This window comes from Baekduia sp. Peel2402 (assembly GCF_052567285.1).
Genome location: NZ_CP199582.1, coordinates 982,583 through 997,934, shown reverse-complemented (window position 1 = coordinate 997,934; position 15,352 = coordinate 982,583). Strand labels below are relative to the sequence as shown.

General features: G+C 71.2%; 15 protein-coding genes. 13 read left to right on the top strand and 2 right to left on the bottom strand.

Annotated elements, in window-relative coordinates:
- The first annotated feature begins 6 nt into the window (after positions 1-6).
- The 4 genes from ACT01A_RS04900 to mraY are packed head-to-tail and all read left to right on the top strand — an operon-like array spanning position 7 to position 5,399.
- Positions 7-1,680: a peptidoglycan D,D-transpeptidase FtsI family protein gene (locus ACT01A_RS04900; protein WP_445151125.1), complete on the top strand. Its 1,674-nt coding sequence runs from the start codon at positions 7-9 to the stop codon at positions 1,678-1,680.
- Positions 1,681-1,711: 31 nt separating this feature from the next.
- A complete protein-coding gene (locus tag ACT01A_RS04895) occupies positions 1,712-3,127 on the top strand; it encodes a UDP-N-acetylmuramoyl-L-alanyl-D-glutamate--2,6-diaminopimelate ligase (protein ID WP_445151124.1) in 1,416 nt (471 codons plus the stop codon).
- Positions 3,120-4,430, top strand: a complete 1,311-nt coding sequence (locus tag ACT01A_RS04890; RefSeq protein ID WP_445151123.1) for a UDP-N-acetylmuramoyl-tripeptide--D-alanyl-D-alanine ligase — start codon at positions 3,120-3,122, stop codon at positions 4,428-4,430. Before ACT01A_RS04895 ends, ACT01A_RS04890 begins: the two co-directional genes overlap by 8 nt.
- Positions 4,431-5,399 carry a phospho-N-acetylmuramoyl-pentapeptide-transferase gene (gene mraY / locus ACT01A_RS04885; RefSeq protein ID WP_445151122.1) on the top strand — a complete coding sequence of 323 codons (969 nt, stop codon included), beginning with the start codon at positions 4,431-4,433 and terminating at the stop codon, positions 5,397-5,399.
- A gap of 34 nt (positions 5,400-5,433) precedes the next feature.
- Here mraY and ACT01A_RS04880 read toward each other — a convergent pair whose 3' ends face one another.
- Positions 5,434-6,912 carry a metallophosphoesterase family protein gene (locus ACT01A_RS04880; RefSeq protein WP_445151121.1) on the bottom strand — a complete coding sequence of 493 codons (1,479 nt, stop codon included), beginning with the start codon at positions 6,910-6,912 and terminating at the stop codon, positions 5,434-5,436.
- A 46-nt stretch (positions 6,913-6,958) separates the two neighbouring features.
- On the opposite strand from ACT01A_RS04880, the gene murD reads away from it, so the two are divergent.
- The 8 genes from murD to ACT01A_RS04840 all read left to right on the top strand — a co-directional run bounded on the left by murD (position 6,959) and on the right by ACT01A_RS04840 (position 14,475).
- Complete coding sequence (gene murD, locus ACT01A_RS04875; protein WP_445151120.1) at positions 6,959-8,287, top strand: UDP-N-acetylmuramoyl-L-alanine--D-glutamate ligase; 1,329 nt, start codon at positions 6,959-6,961, stop codon at positions 8,285-8,287.
- A gap of 7 nt (positions 8,288-8,294) precedes the next feature.
- Positions 8,295-9,530: a putative lipid II flippase FtsW gene (gene ftsW / locus ACT01A_RS04870; RefSeq protein WP_445151119.1), complete on the top strand. Its 1,236-nt coding sequence runs from the start codon at positions 8,295-8,297 to the stop codon at positions 9,528-9,530.
- Positions 9,493-10,518 carry a UDP-N-acetylglucosamine--N-acetylmuramyl-(pentapeptide) pyrophosphoryl-undecaprenol N-acetylglucosamine transferase gene (locus ACT01A_RS04865; protein WP_445151118.1) on the top strand — a complete coding sequence of 342 codons (1,026 nt, stop codon included), beginning with the start codon at positions 9,493-9,495 and terminating at the stop codon, positions 10,516-10,518. The genes ftsW and ACT01A_RS04865 overlap by 38 nt, the downstream gene beginning before the upstream one ends.
- Positions 10,511-11,830 (top strand): UDP-N-acetylmuramate--L-alanine ligase, encoded by a 1,320-nt coding sequence (locus ACT01A_RS04860; RefSeq protein WP_445151117.1) that lies wholly within the window; start codon positions 10,511-10,513, stop codon positions 11,828-11,830. The genes ACT01A_RS04865 and ACT01A_RS04860 overlap by 8 nt, the downstream gene beginning before the upstream one ends.
- 80 nt (positions 11,831-11,910) lie before the next feature.
- The gene (locus ACT01A_RS04855; RefSeq protein ID WP_445151116.1) at positions 11,911-12,702 is read left to right on the top strand and encodes a cell division protein FtsQ/DivIB; all 792 of its coding nucleotides are present in this window, start codon (positions 11,911-11,913) and stop codon (positions 12,700-12,702) included.
- Between the two features lie 205 nt (positions 12,703-12,907).
- A complete protein-coding gene (gene ftsZ / locus ACT01A_RS04850) occupies positions 12,908-13,984 on the top strand; it encodes a cell division protein FtsZ (RefSeq protein WP_445151115.1) in 1,077 nt (358 codons plus the stop codon).
- 193 nt (positions 13,985-14,177) lie between these two features.
- Positions 14,178-14,303: a hypothetical protein gene (locus ACT01A_RS04845; protein WP_269208533.1), complete on the top strand. Its 126-nt coding sequence runs from the start codon at positions 14,178-14,180 to the stop codon at positions 14,301-14,303.
- A gap of 4 nt (positions 14,304-14,307) precedes the next feature.
- Complete coding sequence (locus ACT01A_RS04840; RefSeq protein ID WP_445151114.1) at positions 14,308-14,475, top strand: hypothetical protein; 168 nt, start codon at positions 14,308-14,310, stop codon at positions 14,473-14,475.
- Here ACT01A_RS04840 and ACT01A_RS04835 read toward each other — a convergent pair.
- On the bottom strand, positions 14,472-14,666 hold the full coding sequence (locus tag ACT01A_RS04835; RefSeq protein ID WP_445151113.1) for a hypothetical protein: 195 nt from the start codon (positions 14,664-14,666) through the stop codon (positions 14,472-14,474). The genes ACT01A_RS04840 and ACT01A_RS04835 overlap by 4 nt on opposite strands.
- A 169-nt stretch (positions 14,667-14,835) precedes the next feature.
- Between ACT01A_RS04835 and ACT01A_RS04830 the strand changes: the two genes are divergently transcribed.
- Positions 14,836-15,333 (top strand): ferritin, encoded by a 498-nt coding sequence (locus tag ACT01A_RS04830; protein WP_445151112.1) that lies wholly within the window; start codon positions 14,836-14,838, stop codon positions 15,331-15,333.
- The last annotated feature ends 19 nt before the right edge of the window (positions 15,334-15,352 follow it).

Sequence of the window (15,352 nt, the reverse complement as noted above, 5' to 3'; positions counted from 1 at the left end):
CGCGCGATGGTCCTGGTCGAACGGCGCATCGGCCTCCTCTTCGCGTTCTTCCTCTGCCTGATCGCGCTCGCGGGCTTGCGCTCGCTGCAGCTCGGCACGGTCAAGGGCAACATGCTCACCAAGGCGGCCGCCAGCCAGCAGACCGCCGACACCGTAGTCCCCGCGCACCGCGGCACGATCGTGGATCGCAAGGGCATTGAGTTGGCCGTCTCCCAGGCCGCCGACGACGTCACCGCGACGCCCTATCTGATCAAGGACAAGTCCAAGGCCATCAAGCAGCTCGCGCCGCTGCTGGGCACGGACGAGACGACGGTCCTCAAGAAGCTCAGCAGCGACTGCTGCTTCGTCTACCTCGGCCGCCACGTCCCCGGCGAGCAGGCCGACAAGATCCGCAGCCTGGGCATCGAGGGCATCGACTTCGCTCCGGGTCAGCGCCGCACCTACCCGCGCGACTACCTCGCCTCGCAGGTGCTCGGCCTGGTCAACATGGAGGGCAAGGGCGCCTCCGGCCTGGAGTACTCGCTCGACGACGTCCTGCACGGCACCGACGGCGAGCGCCGCGTCGTGCGCGACGGCGTCGGCGAGGACGTCAAGGTGGACACCTTGAAGGCCGCCAAGCCCGGCGCCGAGGTCGAGCTGGCGCTGGACTCCCGCATCCAGGACAAGGTCGAGGACGTGCTGAAGGGCGTCGGCGCGACCTACCGCCCCAAGGGCGCGACCGCGATCGTCACCGATCCGGAGACCGGCGAGATCCTCGCGCTGGCCAACTGGCCGCGCGTCAACGCCAACGACCCGGCCGGCGCGCCCGCGTCGGCGCTCCAGAACCGCGCCGTCGGAATCACCTATGAGCCGGGCTCGACGTTCAAGGCCATCACCGTGGCCGGCGCGCTGGAGGACGGCAAGGTCACGCCCGACACGTCTTTCAACCTCGCGCCGCAGATCGTCGTCGCCGACCGCACCATCAAGAACGCCGAGGAGCGCGGCTGGGCGACCATGACCACGCGCCAGATCCTGGCGCAGTCCGACAACGTCGGCGCGATCACGATCGGCCAGCGTCTCGGCTCCAAGCGCTTTGACTACTACGTCCGGAAGTTCGGCTTCGGCACGCCGACCGGGACCGACTTGCCCGGCGAGGAGCGCGGCATCGTCCCGGCGCTCGAGAAGTACTCCGGGTCCTCGATGGGCAACCTCCCGATCGGCCAGGGCGAGGCGGTCACGCCGATGCAGATCGCCCAGTTCTACGGCGCGATCGCCAACGGCGGCATCCTCAAGACCCCGCACTTGGTCCGCCGCGTCGACGGCAAGCTCGTCACCACGATGAAGTCCAAGCGCGTCATGAAGGCCTCGACCGCGGCTTCGCTGCGCGACATGCTCGAGGGCGTCCTGGCGCCGGGCGGCACCGCTGCCGAGGTCAAGATCCCCGGCTACCAGCTGGCGGGCAAGACCGGCACCGCGAACAAGATCGACCCGACCACGCACGAGTACTCCAAGTCGGCGTACGTCGCGTCGTTCGTCGGGTTCGCGCCGGCCAAGAACCCCAAGCTGCTGATCAGCGTGATGGTCGACGAGCCGCACGGCGCGATCTACGGCGGCAGCGTCGCCGCGCCTGCGTTCGGCAAGATCGCCCAGTTCGGGCTGAGCTACCTGAAGATCCCGCCGACGGTCGCGACCACGAAGTAGCGGAAAGGGCCGTCCCGCTATGGTCGCCGCGATGCTCCTGGGGGACCTCTTCGAGGACGGCGCCCTCCCGGACGTGGACGTCACCGCGCTGCACTACGACGCGCGCGCCGTCACGCCGGGCTCCGTCTTCTTCTGCGTGCGCGGCTTCACGGCCGACGGCCACCGCTACGCGCCCGACGCGCTGGCCAACGGCGCGGTCGCGCTGGTGGTCGACCACCCGCTGAACCTGGAGCTCCCCGAGGTCCGCGTGGAGGACGTGCGCGCCGCGATGGCGCCCGCCGCCGCGCGCTTCAACGGCGACCCGACGGCCGCGCTGGCCATGGTCGGGATCACCGGCACCAACGGCAAGACCACCACGTCGTTCCTGACGCGCGCGCTGCTGGAGGCGAGCGGGCGGCAGACCGGGCTGATCGGGACCGTGACGGCGTGGGTGGCGGGCGAGGAGCGTCCGGTCGTGCGGACCACGCCGGAGGCGATCGACCTACAGCGGCTGTTCGCCGACATGCGCGATGGCGGGGACTCCGCGGTGGTGATGGAGGTCTCCTCGCACGCGCTGTCGCTCGGCCGCGCCGACGCGATCCACTGGGACGTCGCCGCGTTCACCAACTTGACGCAGGACCACCTCGACTTCCATCCCGACATGGAGGACTACTTCCGCGCCAAGCGCAAGCTGTTCGAGGTCGCCGCGGAGCAGGGCGCGACGCTGGTCGTCAACGTCGACGACGCCTACGGCGCGCGCCTGGCCGAAGACTTCCCGCAGGCGATCACGATCGGGATCGACGCGCCGGACGCCGCCCTGCGCGCCGAGCAGCTGGACGCCGGCCCGGCGAGCACCGGCTTCACGCTCGACGGCACGCGCTTCACCGCGCCGCTGCCCGGGCGCTTCAACGTCCTCAACTCGCTCGTCGCGATCGCCGCGGCCCGCGCGCTCGGCGCCAACGACGCGACGATCGCGGCCGCGCTGCCGGGCGCCGGCGGTGTCCCGGGCCGCTTCGAGCCGGTCAGCGCGGGGCAGGACTTCGCAGTCATCGTCGACTACGCCCACAAGCCCGACGCGCTCGACAACGTGCTGAAGACCGCGCGCGAGCTGGCGGGCGACCGGCGGCTGATCGTCGTCGTCGGCGCCGGCGGCGACCGCGACCGCGGCAAGCGCCCGATGATGGGCGAGGCCGCGGCCAGGTGGGCCGACGTCGTCGTCCTCACCTCCGACAACCCTCGCAGCGAGGATCCGGAGGCGATCATCGACGCGATCGCGGCCGGTGCGGGGAACGGCGCGCTGCGGATCACCGACCGGCGTGAGGCGATCGAGCACGCGATCGGCGCGGCGCGCAGCGGCGACGTCGTCGTCATCGCCGGCAAAGGCCACGAGACCTACCAGGAGATCGCGGGCGGCGTGAAGCTGCCGTTCGACGACCGCGAGGTCGCGCGGGAGGCCCTGAATGCGTAGCTGGGACGCCGAGCGGATCGCGGCAGCGGCCGGCGCGGGGCTCGTCACGGCGGGCGGCACCGGCGCCGGCGAAGGCCCCACGCGCGCGGTGATCGACTCTCGGCACGCGGGGCCCGGCGACCTCTTCATCGGCCTCATCGGCGAGCACGTGGACGGCGGCGCCTACGCGACCGAGGTGCTGGCCGCGGGCGCCTGGGGCATCCTGGTGGGCGAGGAGCACACCGAGGACCTCCCGACCGACGGCGGCGCGATCCTCGCGTCGTCCGACCCGCTGCGCGCGCTGCAGGACCTCGCCACCGCCTGGCGCCGCGAGCTGGGCGCGAAGGTCATCGGCATCACCGGCTCGACCGGGAAGACCTCCACGAAGGACCTGACCGCGGCGATGGTCGACCAGCAGCGCCGCGTCGTCGCCACGCCGCTGAACCTCAACACCGAGATCGGCCTGCCGCTGACCGTGCTCAGCGCACCCGCGGACACCGAGGTCCTCGTGCTGGAGATGGCGATGCGCGGTGCCGGGCAGATCGCCGAGCTGGTGCGGATCGCCGAGCCCGACGTCGGCGTGATCGTCAACATCGGCCCGGTCCACCTGGAGCTGCTGGGCACGATCGAGGCGATCGCCGCGACGAAGTCCGAGCTGATCGAGGGCCTCCAGCCCGGCGGAACCGCGATCGTCCCCGCCGACGAACCGCTCTTGCAGACCCATCTGGAGCAGCTTCCCGAGGGCGTAACCACGGTGACCTTCGGTTCGGGGGGCGACGTGTCGGAGCTTCCGGACGGCCTCGAACTGCCGTTCACGAGCGCCCACATGCGCTCCAACGCGCTGGCGGCTTTGGCCGCTGCGCGCGCCGTCGGCGTGGAGCCGACCGGCGCGCTGGCGGTCGCTCTCAGCGAGCTCCGCGGCCAGCGCCGAGAGCTGCCCGGCGGCGTCGTCGTCATCGATGACTGCTACAACGCCAACCCGATGTCGATGCGTGCCGCCCTCGACGATCTTGCCGCGTCCGCGTCTGGACGCCGCGTCGCCGTGCTCGGAGACATGCTCGAGCTGGGCCCCGACGAGGTCCGCTTCCACGAGGAGATCGGGGCGCACGCGCGCGGCGCCGGCCTCGACCTGCTGGTGACCGTCGGCCCGCTAGCGGCTGCGATGGGTCCGGCGTTCGGGGGCGAGACGCTGGCCGTCGAGACCGCCGCCGACGTGGCGCCGGCGCTGAAGCCGCACCTCCGCGACGGCGACGCGCTGCTCGTGAAGGCCTCGCGCGGCGTCGGCCTAGAGGTCGTCGCCCAGGAGCTGGGGGCCGAGCGCTAGATGGGCGAGGTCCTCATCGCCGGGATGGCGTCGCTGCTCATCTGCATCTTCTTGAGCCCGTCGTTCATCTCCTATCTACGTCGCCGCGAGTTCGGCCAGAACATCCGCGAGGAGGGGCCGGAAGGCCACCACTCCAAGGCGGGCACGCCCACGATGGGCGGCATCATCATCTTCACGGCGATCAGCGTGCCGTTCCTGTTGTTGAGCGACTACGACTGGCGCTCGGTCGGCGTCTACATGGTGGCCGTGCTGTCCGCCGGCCTGGGCTTCGCGGACGACTTCACCAAGATCATCCGCCGCCGCTCGCTGGGGCTCAGCGGCAAGGCGAAGCTCGGCGGCCAGGTCGCGATCTCGTTGTTGTTGTGGTACATCGCGACCCAGAAGGCCGACCTGCCCGCGACGCTGCGCCTGCGCACGATCGACGCGACCGTCGACCTCGGCCCGCTCTACCCGCTCTTCATCTACCTGGTGGTCGCCGGCACGACCAACGCGGTGAACCTGACCGACGGCCTCGACGGCCTCGCCGCCGGCTGCGCGGCGATCGTCCTGTTGGCCTACATCGGCATCACGTTCATCACCTCTGGCCAGGACGACCTCGCGCTGCTGGCCGGCTGCCTCGTCGGCGCCTGCGTCGGCTTCCTGTGGTTCAACGCCTTCCCGGCGACGATCTTCATGGGGGACACCGGCTCGCTCGGGTTAGGCGGCGCCATCGCCGGCCTCGCGGTGATGACCAAGACCGAGGAGATCCTGATCCTCCTCGGCGGGATCTTCGTGGTCGAAGCGCTCTCGGTCCTGATCCAGGTCTTCTCCTTCCAGACCTTCCGCAAGCGCGTCTTCCTGATGGCACCCATCCACCATCACTTCGAGATCTTGGGGTGGTCGGAGACCAAGATCATCCTGCGCTTCTGGATCATCGCCGCGATCTGCGCGGCGTCCGGCTTCACGATCTACCAGCAGTCGATCTCCTGAGGCCCAGAAGATCGCGATCAACCAGACCCGGCGCTCACGGCTGCGACACGACCTTCCCTTGGATCCGCTCGTCCACGCGGACGCGGCGGGCTGAGGCGCTGCCGGTGCCGGGGTCGATCGTGACCTGGTCGACGGCGAGCGGCAGGGCGTTGGGCTGGAGTCGGTAGGTGACGATCGACAGCGACAGGTCGGAGCGCTCGTCGGCGAGGTTGCCGGTGCCGCCGGCGCCGATCGTGCCCGGGTTGACCTCCAGCAGGTTCGGGTCGGCCTGGAGGAACAACCGATGGGTGTGGGCGTCGATGACCATGATGGGGTGGTTGGGTGGGTCGCGGCGCAGTTCGCCCAGGACGGTCGAGGCGACCTCAGGCTCGTGTACGACGACCGCGTCGACGCGCGACTCGATGCCGTCGAACCAGCGCCGGAACGCCTCGGCGGCCGCGTTGGTCAGGCCTACGCGGTACTTGTCGTCGTACTCCTGATCGGCGCGGCGCAGGAAGGGATCGGTGTAGCCCGCCATTCGCAGGCCGCCGACCTTGACGACCATTGGGCCGTGCGAGCCGTCGGCCTTCAACCGCCCGAACTGCGTCAGCACGACCGCACCATCGGCGGCCAGGTCCTTCAACAACGTGTCGCTGTCGTGGTTGCCGCCGACGACCACGGTCGGCGAGCCCATCGACGCGATCCGCTGCACGAGCGTCGCCTCCAGCGGCGTGCCCTTGTCGGTCATGTCGCCGGCAAAAATCAGCGGCAGCCCGCGGGTCGCGCGCTCCAGCGTCGGCAGCGCCAGCACGTTGTTGTGGAGGTCGCTGGCCACCACCAGCCGCGGTCGCCCGGTCAGCTCGGTGCGCGAGCCTGGCGCGACGACCAACCGCGCCAACCCCACCAACTGCGCGTTCAGCTCCTGGTCCAGCGCGGTCTGGGACCGTTGGAGCGACTGCAGCGCCTCCAGCGCGCGCGGCAGGTCCGGGCCGTGGGCGTAGTAGGTCGGCTCGGCGATCCGCCCACGCGGCGGCAGCAGCACCGCGACCGCGGCGACCGTGATCAGCGACGTCCCGACCGCGAGCAGCCCGCCCCAGCGCAGGCGCAGCGATGCCTTGGGCAGCAGCGACCGCTCGGCCGCTGCGGTCAGGCCGCCGAGCACGATCCCGGACAACAACGCGATCAACAACAAGCGCTTGATGACCGACTCCACCGCGTCGGCCGCCTCCGCCCGGACGTTGTTGACGTCCAACGCATGTCCGCGCGCGAGCGTCTCCGCCGCGCCGCGGTCCACCGAGCGAACCTCGATCGTCAGCCGCGCCGGCGCGCGGACGCCGCCGAAGCGCGCGCCCCAGTCGACCAGCGGCACGTACACGTCCAGCGCGCCGTGGTGAAACGGCGAGATCCCGATCGCGATCGAGCCCACCGACAGCCGGCGCTCGCCGGTGACGAGCGAAAGCGCGCCGATCGTCCCGGTGACGGCGGCGGCGATGATCAGGAGGACGGCGATCGTCCGCCTCAGGCGGGCGGCCATCCGCAGAAGGGTGCCCGATCGCGCGAAGGACTACCGTCCTGCCCGCATGACGCCGCGCCCGCCGCTTCCGCCCGGTCCGTACCTGATCGTCGGCCTCGCCCGCTCCGGGCGCGCCGCCGCCGCGCTGCTGCGGGCGCGCGGCGAGGAGGCCATCGCCTACGACGGCGCCCCGCGCGAGCGCCTGAAGGGCCTCGACGAGCTGCCGCCGGAGGTCGAAGTCCACGCGGGCGGCGACGGCGTCGCGCTGCTGGAGCGCGTGCGCGCGGTCGTCAAGTCGCCGGGGGTGCCGCAGGAGGCGCCGGTGATCGCCGCGGCACGCGAGCGCGGGATCCCGGTCCTCGGCGAGCTGGAGCTGGCCTGGCGCTGCGTGCCCAACGAGGTCATCGCGGTCACCGGCACCAACGGCAAGACCACCACGACCGAGCTCCTCGGCCACCTGCACCGCACGTCCGGCGTGCCGGTCGACGTGGTCGGCAACGTCGGCACCGCCTACTCGTCGCTGGCCCTGGCGGAACATGACGAGAGCGCCGTTGTGATCTGCGAGTGCTCGTCCTTCCAGCTGGAGGACACGATCGACTTCGCGCCCGAGTGCGCGGTGCTGCTGAACCTGGAGTCCGACCACCTCGACCGCCACGGCTCGCTGGCGGCCTACCACCAGGCCAAGCTGAAGGTCTTCGCCAACCAAGGCAATGACGATGTCGCGGTCGCGCCCGAAGGCCTTGGTGTCGTCGACCTCGGCGGCTGCGCCCGGCGCGTGTGCGTCGGCGACTCGCCCGAGGCCGAGCTGGCGCTGCGCGCCGACACCTTGTGGTGGGACTCAGAGCCGCTGCTGCGCGTCGAGGAGCTCGCGCTGCGCGGCCCGCACAACGTCCGCAACGCGATGGCCGCCGCGGCCGCGGCGCTCGCCCGCGGCCTCCCAATCGACGGCGTACGCGAGGGCCTGCGGACGTTCGCCGGCGTCCCGCACCGGCTGGAGGAGGTCCTCGTCCGCGACGGCGTCACCTACGTCAACGACTCCAAGGCCACCAACGTGGCCGCCGCGCTCGTCGCGCTGGCGTCGTTCGAGGTCCCGCTGCACGTGATCATGGGCGGCCAGGGCAAGGGGGAGGACTACGCGCCGCTAGCGCCCGCGATCGCCCAGCACGCCGCCGCCGTCTACCTGATCGGCGCCGAGGCGCCGGCCCTCCGCGCAGCGCTTCAGACCAGCGGCGTCGCCCTCCACGACAGCGGGACGCTCGACGTCGCCGTGGTCGCCGCGCGCGCCGCCGCGCAGCCCGGCAACGTGGTCCTGCTCGCCCCCGCCTGCACCTCGTGGGACCAGTTCGAGAACTTCGAGGTCCGCGGGGAGGCATTCCGGGAGGCGGCACGAAGTTAAGGGCCTGATGGCCCGCCGCCGCCATCCCCACCCGATCGAGCACAGCATCTTGATCACCGCGACCCTCTGCCTCTTGGCAGCAGGGGCCGTCATGGTGTTCTCGGCCAGCTCCGCGCGCTCCGTCCTCTCCGGACAGGGTGACGGTACGTCGTTCATGGTCAAGTACGTGGTCTACGGCACGATCGGCTTCGTCGTGATGAACCTGATCGCGCGGCGCGGCCTCGACCTGGTGCTCAAGGCGACGCTGCCGCTGCTGGCCTTCGCCTTCGCCTGCCTGATCCTCGTCAAGGTCCCCGGCTTCGGCGTCAGCGTCAACGGCGCGCGCCGCTGGCTCGGCGCGGGCCCGCTGGTCTTCCAGCCGTCGGAGGTCATGAAGCTCGCGCTCGTGCTCTACGCGGCCAAGCTGCTGGCCGAGCGACCCAAGATCCTCAAGCACCCGCGCAACTTGATGCCCTTGGGCTTGGTCGCAGGCGGTGCGGTCCTGCTGATTGCCTCGCAGCCCGACCTCGGCACCGCGCTGGTCATCTCCTTCACCATGGCCGCGATGCTCGTCGCCGCCGGAATGCCGATCCGGTGGCTGGCGACCGCGACCGGCGCTGGCGGCCTGCTGGTGATGATGTACGCGATGAGCGCCGCCTACCGGCGCGACCGCCTGATGACGTTCCTGGACCCGTGGGCGCACGCCGGAGACGAGGGCTTCCAGGCGGTTCAGGGCCAGATCGCGCTCGGCTCCGGCGGGCTCTTCGGCCGGGGCCTGGGCAACTCGCAGCAGAAGAACTTGTTCTTGCCCGAGGCGCACACGGACTTCATCCTGGCGATCGTCGGCGAGGAGCTCGGCGTCGTCGGGATCTGCGGGATCCTTTTCCTGTACGGGTTGGTCGCCTACGCCGGCCTGCGCGTCGCCAAGAACGCGCGCGGCACGTACGCCAAGCTGCTCGCGGCCGGCGTGACGTCGCTGTTCCTGTCACAGGCGATGTTGAACGTCTTCACCGTGCTGGGCCTCGCGCCGCTGACCGGCGTGCCGCTGCCGTTCATCTCCTACGGGTCGACCAACCTAATCGTCTTGCTGGTCGGCATGGGCGTGCTGCTGAACGTCGCGGGCGGGGGCCACGTGACGCTGCGCGCGGTGCCATCTGTGCCAGGGTCCAGGAGCAATGGCCGGACCCAAGATCCTGATCGCCGCCGGAGGGACAGCCGGGCACGTAGTGCCGGCTCTGGCGGTCGCCGACGCGCTGCGGGCTGAGGGCGCCGACGTCGTCTTCGTCGGCGGCGAGCGCGCGGAGAAGACGCTGGTCCCCGAAGCGGGCTACGAGCTACGCTCGATCCGCGTCGAAGGGCTCTCGCGCACGAACCCGCTGAAGGCCGCGCGCGGGCTGGGGCGGGCGGCGCTGTCGCTGCGCACCGCCCAGAAGATCCTGCGCGACGTCCGGCCTGACGCCGTGATGGGCGGCGGTGGCTACGTGGCCGGGCCGATCGGCGCGGCGGCGGTGGCGGGGCGGATCCCGCTCGTGCTGACCGAGGCCGACAGCCACCTCGGGTTGACCAACCGCCTGCTCGCCGGCCGCGCGCGCCGGGTCTGCCTGGCGTTCCCGCTCGCCGACCGGACCGACCCGGACAAGTACCTCGTCACCGGCCGGCCGGTGCCGTGGGTGGGTGGGCCCGGTTTCCGTGCGGCGTCGCGCGCGCAGTTCGGGTTGGGGGAGACCGACACGTGCGTGTTGGTCTTCGGTGGCTCGCTCGGCGCGCGGTCGATCAACGAGGCGTCGGTCGACGCCTTCCGCGACGCGCCGTTCCGGGTCCTGCACGCGTGCGGCAAGCGCGACTACGAGGCCCTGCGCGAGCGCCTCGGCACGCCGCCCCCGAAGAACTACGACCTGCGTGAGTACCTCTCGCCCTTCGGCCCGGCGCTGGCCGCCGCCGACCTCACGGTGGCGCGCAGCGGCGGAAGCGTCTTCGAGATCGCCGCCGCCGGCCTGCCGGCGATCCTCGTGCCCTATCCGCATGCAGCCGCCGACCACCAGACGACCAACGCGCAATGGATGGTCGACGCGGGCGCGGCGATCGTGATCAAGGACGCGGACGTGACGCCGCAGCGCTTGGACGAGGAGGTCGGCGCGCTGCTGGCCGACACCGCGCGCCTGGCCTCGATGGCGGAGGCGTCGCGCGCGCTGGCGCGGCCGGACGCGGCCGACGTGATCGCGCGTGAGGTTCTGGAGGCTGCGCGTGGCTGAGCCGCAGCCGTGGGCCGGCCGGAAGGTCCACCTCGTCGGCATCGGCGGCGCTGGGATGAGCGGCTGGGCGCGGGTCGCGGTGCAGCTCGGCGCGACCGTCTCCGGATCCGACCGCGCCGAGTCGCCCGCGCTGGACAAGCTCCGCGCGCTCGGCGTCACGGTCCACGTCGGTCACGACGCGGCCAACGTCCCCGCAGGCGCCGACGTCTTCGTCTCGACCGCGATCCCGGCCGACAACCCCGAGCGCACGCCGAACGCCAAGCCGCGCGCCGAGCTGCTGCGCGAGCTGACGTCGCTCAAGCGCGTCATCGCGGTCGCGGGCGCGCACGGCAAGACCACGACGACGTCGATGGTCGCCCACGCGCTGCTCGGCGCGGGCGCCTCGCCGGGCTACCTGATCGGCGGCGCGCTGCGCACGACCGGCGAGAACGCCGATTGGGGCGATGGCGACTGGCTCGTCGTCGAGGCCGACGAATCCGATCGCTCGATGCTCGCGCTCGACGTCGACGTCGCCGTCGTCCTCAACATCGAGCTCGACCACCACGCGACCTACGGCGGCTCGCTGGCCGAGCTGAACGCGGCGTTCGACGAGTTCCGCGCTGGTGCCCATCTCGGCGTCGTCGTCGCGCCCGACCTGACGCAGGACGCGAGCGACGTCGCCTTCGACCCCGGCGAGGTCACGCTCACGCCCGGCGGCTCGCGCTTCACGTGGCGCGGCCATGCCGTCACGCTGACCGTCCCCGGTCTGCACAACGCGCGCAACGCGGCCGCCGCGCTGGAGGCGATCCGGGTCGCGCAGGCCACGCCCGACCTCGCCGCGGCGGTCGCCGCGCTGGAGTCTTTCACCGGCGCCGGCCGCCGCTTCGAGCGCCTCGGGTCGACCCCGCAAGGCGCCGAGGTCGTCGACGACTACGCCCACCACCCAACCGAGGTCGCCGCCACGATCGCCGCGGCGCGCTCGCTGAATCCTCGCCGCCTCGTCGCGATCTTCCAGCCGCACCTCTACTCGCGTACGCAGGAGTTCCACCGCGAGTTCGGCGCAGCGCTCGCGCAGGCCGACGTCGCGGTCGCGCTCGACGTCTACCCGGCCCGCGAGCGCGCCGAGGACTTCCCCGGCGTCACCGGCCGGCTGATCGCGCTCGCGGCTGCCGACCACGCCGGCGGCCGTCCGGTCTACTGGCTGCCGACCCTCGAAGAGGCTCGAACCGCGCTCGCGCCGCGCCTGCACGCGGGCGACCTCGTCCTCGTCCTCGGGGCGGGAGACGTCGACTCCCTGGGCCGGGCGCTCGTCAACCCGCCGTCGCCTTCCTGACGACCAAGCAGGGACCGCGCCCCGCGCGGCGAACCTCCACCCGGATGCACCGCGCCGCCGCCATTCCGCGGGTCCGCAGCATGCCGCGCCTGCCGCGGTGGGCTGTCTGGGTCCTCGCCTTCACCGCCCTGCTGATCGCCGGGTTGCTGTGGCTGCGCGATTCGTCGCTGGTCGCGGTCAACAAGGTCACGGTCGTCGGGCTCAGCGGCCCGGAGACCGCGCGGGTCACCCGCCAGCTCGAGACCGCGGCGCGCGACATGACGACGCTGCACGTGCGCGGCGACCAGCTGCGCTCGGTCGTCGAGCCCTATCCGGTCGTCAAGGACATCCAGGTCAGCACCGACTTCCCGCACGGGATGCGGATCACCGTGGTCGAGAACACGCCGGTCGCGGTCGTCACCGTCGACGGCGCCAAGACCCCGGTCTCGGCGGACGGCAAGCTGCTGCGCGGCGCCGATCAGCGCGACCTGCCGGTCGTCCCGCTGCGCGCGGCACCCGGTGGCGATCGCATCGCCGACAAGACCGCTCGCGCGGCGATCGCTGCCCTCGCAGCGGCGCCCACCGCGCTGCGCGCGCGCGCCGTGCGCGCCTCGACCACGAAGCAGAAGGGGCTGACGATCACGCTCAGCAACGGCCCCGAGCTGCGCTTCGGCGGCGCCGATCGCCTAGCCGCCAAGTGGGCCGCCGCCGCCGCCGTGCTCGCGTCCGACGACTCCCGCGGCGCCACCTATCTCGACGTTCGCTATCCGGAGCTGCCGGCAGCTGGGGGTCTGGAAGACCCCGCGCTGCAACGCGATCCGGAGTCGGTCAACGCCGCGGATCCCACCGCGTCGACGACCACGCCCGCCCCGCTGGCAGGCACCACGCCGTGACCAACCTCAACCTCAGCCTGAGGCTTCGGAACGCCGTAAGCCTCAAGGACAACTACAGACTTCCGCAAACTGCAAGCAAGATTGCGCTCTAGACTCTGCGTTGACACCCCAGAATGCCGATGCGTACGGTGCATTGGCGGAGAGCGCGCACAAGGCGCGGGAACTCTCGACGCTACCTAGAGGGTCGGACAGGAACTTCAAGCACATGGAAAGCGGCAGCTACCTCGCGGTCATCAAGGTCGTCGGCGTCGGCGGCGGTGGGACCAATGCGGTTAATCGCATGGTCGACGCCGGCCTGCGCGGCGTCGAGTTCGTGGCCGCGAACACCGACGCGCAAGCGCTCGCCATGTGCGACGCGGACATCAAGCTGAACATCGGCCACGAGCTCACCAAGGGGCTCGGAGCCGGCGCGAACCCGGACGTGGGCTTCGGCGCCGCGGCCGAGTCCCGCGACGACATCAAGGAGGCGCTGAAGGGCGCCGACATGGTGTTCGTCACCGCGGGCGAGGGCGGCGGCACCGGCACCGGTGCGGCGCCCGTCATCGCGGAGATCGCCAAGAACGAGATCGGCGCGCTGACCGTCGGCGTCGTCACCAAGCCGTTCGAGTTCGAGGGCACGCAGCGCATGCGGCAGGCCGAGGAGGGCGTCCAGCGCCTTCGCGACGTCGTCGACACGCTGATCGTGATCCCGAACGAGAAGCTGCTGGCGCTCGTCGAGCGGCGCACGACGATCCTCGAGGCGTTCCGCGAGGCCGACAACGTCCTGCGCCAGGGCGTCCAGGGGATCACGGACCTGATCACGATCCCGGGCCTCATCAACCTCGACTTCGCCGACGTCCGCACGATCATGGCCGACGCCGGCTCCGCGCTGATGGGCATCGGCCAGTCCGGGGGCGAGACCCGCGCGGCGGACGCCGCCAAGGTCGCGATCTCCTCGCCGCTGCTGGAGCAGTCGGTCGAGGGCGCCACCGGCATCCTGCTGAACATCACGGGCGGCCCCGACATCGGGCTGTTCGAGATCAACGAGGCGGCCGAGATCGTCCAGGGCGCCGCTGACGCGAACGCCAACATCATCTTTGGCTCGGTCATCGACGAGTCGCTGGGTGACGAGGTTCGCGTGACGGTCATCGCCACGGGCTTCGATCACGGCCGCGCGCGTCCGCGTCAGGCCCGCGAGGAGACCCGCGAGACCGCCCGTCGTCGGGACCGTTCGCCGCGTGTCGAGCGCGAGTCGCTCGAGATTCGCGACGACGAGATCGACATCCCGCCGTTCCTGCGCTGAGCAGGCACGGCGGTCGCCGAGGGTCTGGCCGGGGACATTTCCCCGGCCAATAGGCCAGGTTCGGTCTTCACACGGACTGCAGAATCCCGAAAACCGGGGATGGCGCTGGGCGCCAGAAGTGACGACACTAAGGGGAGCAAACCCGTTCCACCTGAACACCGTCACCTCGCAAGGACGCCTCAGCATGCAAGACATGACCACGGACGAGCTCGCCGAGCTCCTCGCCCAGCTGGAGCTGAGCACGGAGGACTCGCGCGACGAGCTCCTCACGGACTTCCTGGTTCGTCCGTACCCGACGAAGGTCACGCAGGACAACTGAGTCCGTGCGGCGCAGGCGGATCCCCTACGGGTTCGCCGGGGTCGCGATCGTGGTGGCGCTCGTCGTCGCCCTCGCGCTCCAGCCCTTCTCCAGCCTCGCCGGCTGGATCGCCTTCGGGCTGGTCGTCCTCATCTCGCTCGTGCTCTGGCCGCTGAGCGGCTTCTGGAACTAGGCCGCGGCCGAAACCGGCTCGTCGCCGCGGCGGGCCGACTCAAGCGCTTCGAGCATCTCCTCGATGTGCGCGGGGAGCGGGCGCTTGGCGAGGCCGACGGCGCCCGTGAAGACCTCGTCGATCAGCGCCGTGACGGCGCCGGTCTGCTGGGCCTGCTGGCGGCGTGCGCGTGCGGCCGCGGCAACGAGCACAGGGCAGTCGTTGCAGCGAGGGCAGGAGCGGCAGCAGCGCGACGTGGAAGGCATGACCCGCGCGGAGCGTAGCAAGGATCGTAGGGGACCCTAAACAGGAGGACCTAACTCCAAATTCGGGGGCCCTAAGTTGTTGATTATCTTGCTATTGGCCGCTAGGGTCGCTGGCATGCCTTCAGAGAGCTTTGTCGACGCCCTCAACGACCAGATCGCGATGGAGTTCGCGGCTGCCCATCAGTACACGGCGATTGCCGCGTACTACGCCGACAAGACCTGGCCGCAGCTGTCCGCGTTCTTCTACAAGCAGGCCGACGAGGAGCGCGAGCACGCGCTCAAGATGGTCAACTACCTGCTGGACACCAATGCGCCGGTCAAGATGCGCGGGGTCGACCAGCCGGTCAACGACTTCGACGATCACATCGCGCCGATCCGCCACGCGCTCAAGCAGGAGCAGTCGGTGACGGTCTCGATCAGCAACCTCGTCAAGGTCGCCCGCGAGACCAACGACTACCGCTCCGAGCAGTTCCTCGACTGGTTCCTCGAGGAGCAGACCGAGGAGGAGTCCTCGATGTCCGACCTGCTCGACATCGCCGAGCGGACCGCGAGCGTCCCGATGCTGCTCGAGGAGTACCTCTCCCGCGAGACGCCGGGCGCGAAGACCGACTAACGCCACGTCGTAGTACGCC

Excerpts from the sequence above, each read along its gene's own strand:
- ACT01A_RS04900 (WP_445151125.1), top strand. The coding sequence starts at position 7 with ATGGTCCTGGTCGAACGGCGCATCGGCCTCCTCTTCGCGTTCTTCCTC.
- ACT01A_RS04895 (WP_445151124.1), top strand. The coding sequence starts at position 1,712 with ATGCTCCTGGGGGACCTCTTCGAGGACGGCGCCCTCCCGGACGTGGAC.
- ACT01A_RS04890 (WP_445151123.1), top strand. The coding sequence starts at position 3,120 with ATGCGTAGCTGGGACGCCGAGCGGATCGCGGCAGCGGCCGGCGCGGGG.
- mraY (WP_445151122.1), top strand. The coding sequence starts at position 4,431 with ATGGGCGAGGTCCTCATCGCCGGGATGGCGTCGCTGCTCATCTGCATC.
- ACT01A_RS04880 (WP_445151121.1), bottom strand. The coding sequence starts at position 6,912 with ATGGCCGCCCGCCTGAGGCGGACGATCGCCGTCCTCCTGATCATCGCC.
- murD (WP_445151120.1), top strand. The coding sequence starts at position 6,959 with ATGACGCCGCGCCCGCCGCTTCCGCCCGGTCCGTACCTGATCGTCGGC.
- ftsW (WP_445151119.1), top strand. The coding sequence starts at position 8,295 with ATGGCCCGCCGCCGCCATCCCCACCCGATCGAGCACAGCATCTTGATC.
- ACT01A_RS04855 (WP_445151116.1), top strand. The coding sequence starts at position 11,911 with ATGCCGCGCCTGCCGCGGTGGGCTGTCTGGGTCCTCGCCTTCACCGCC.
- ftsZ (WP_445151115.1), top strand. The coding sequence starts at position 12,908 with ATGGAAAGCGGCAGCTACCTCGCGGTCATCAAGGTCGTCGGCGTCGGC.
- ACT01A_RS04845 (WP_269208533.1), top strand. The coding sequence starts at position 14,178 with ATGACCACGGACGAGCTCGCCGAGCTCCTCGCCCAGCTGGAGCTGAGC.
- ACT01A_RS04830 (WP_445151112.1), top strand. The coding sequence starts at position 14,836 with ATGCCTTCAGAGAGCTTTGTCGACGCCCTCAACGACCAGATCGCGATG.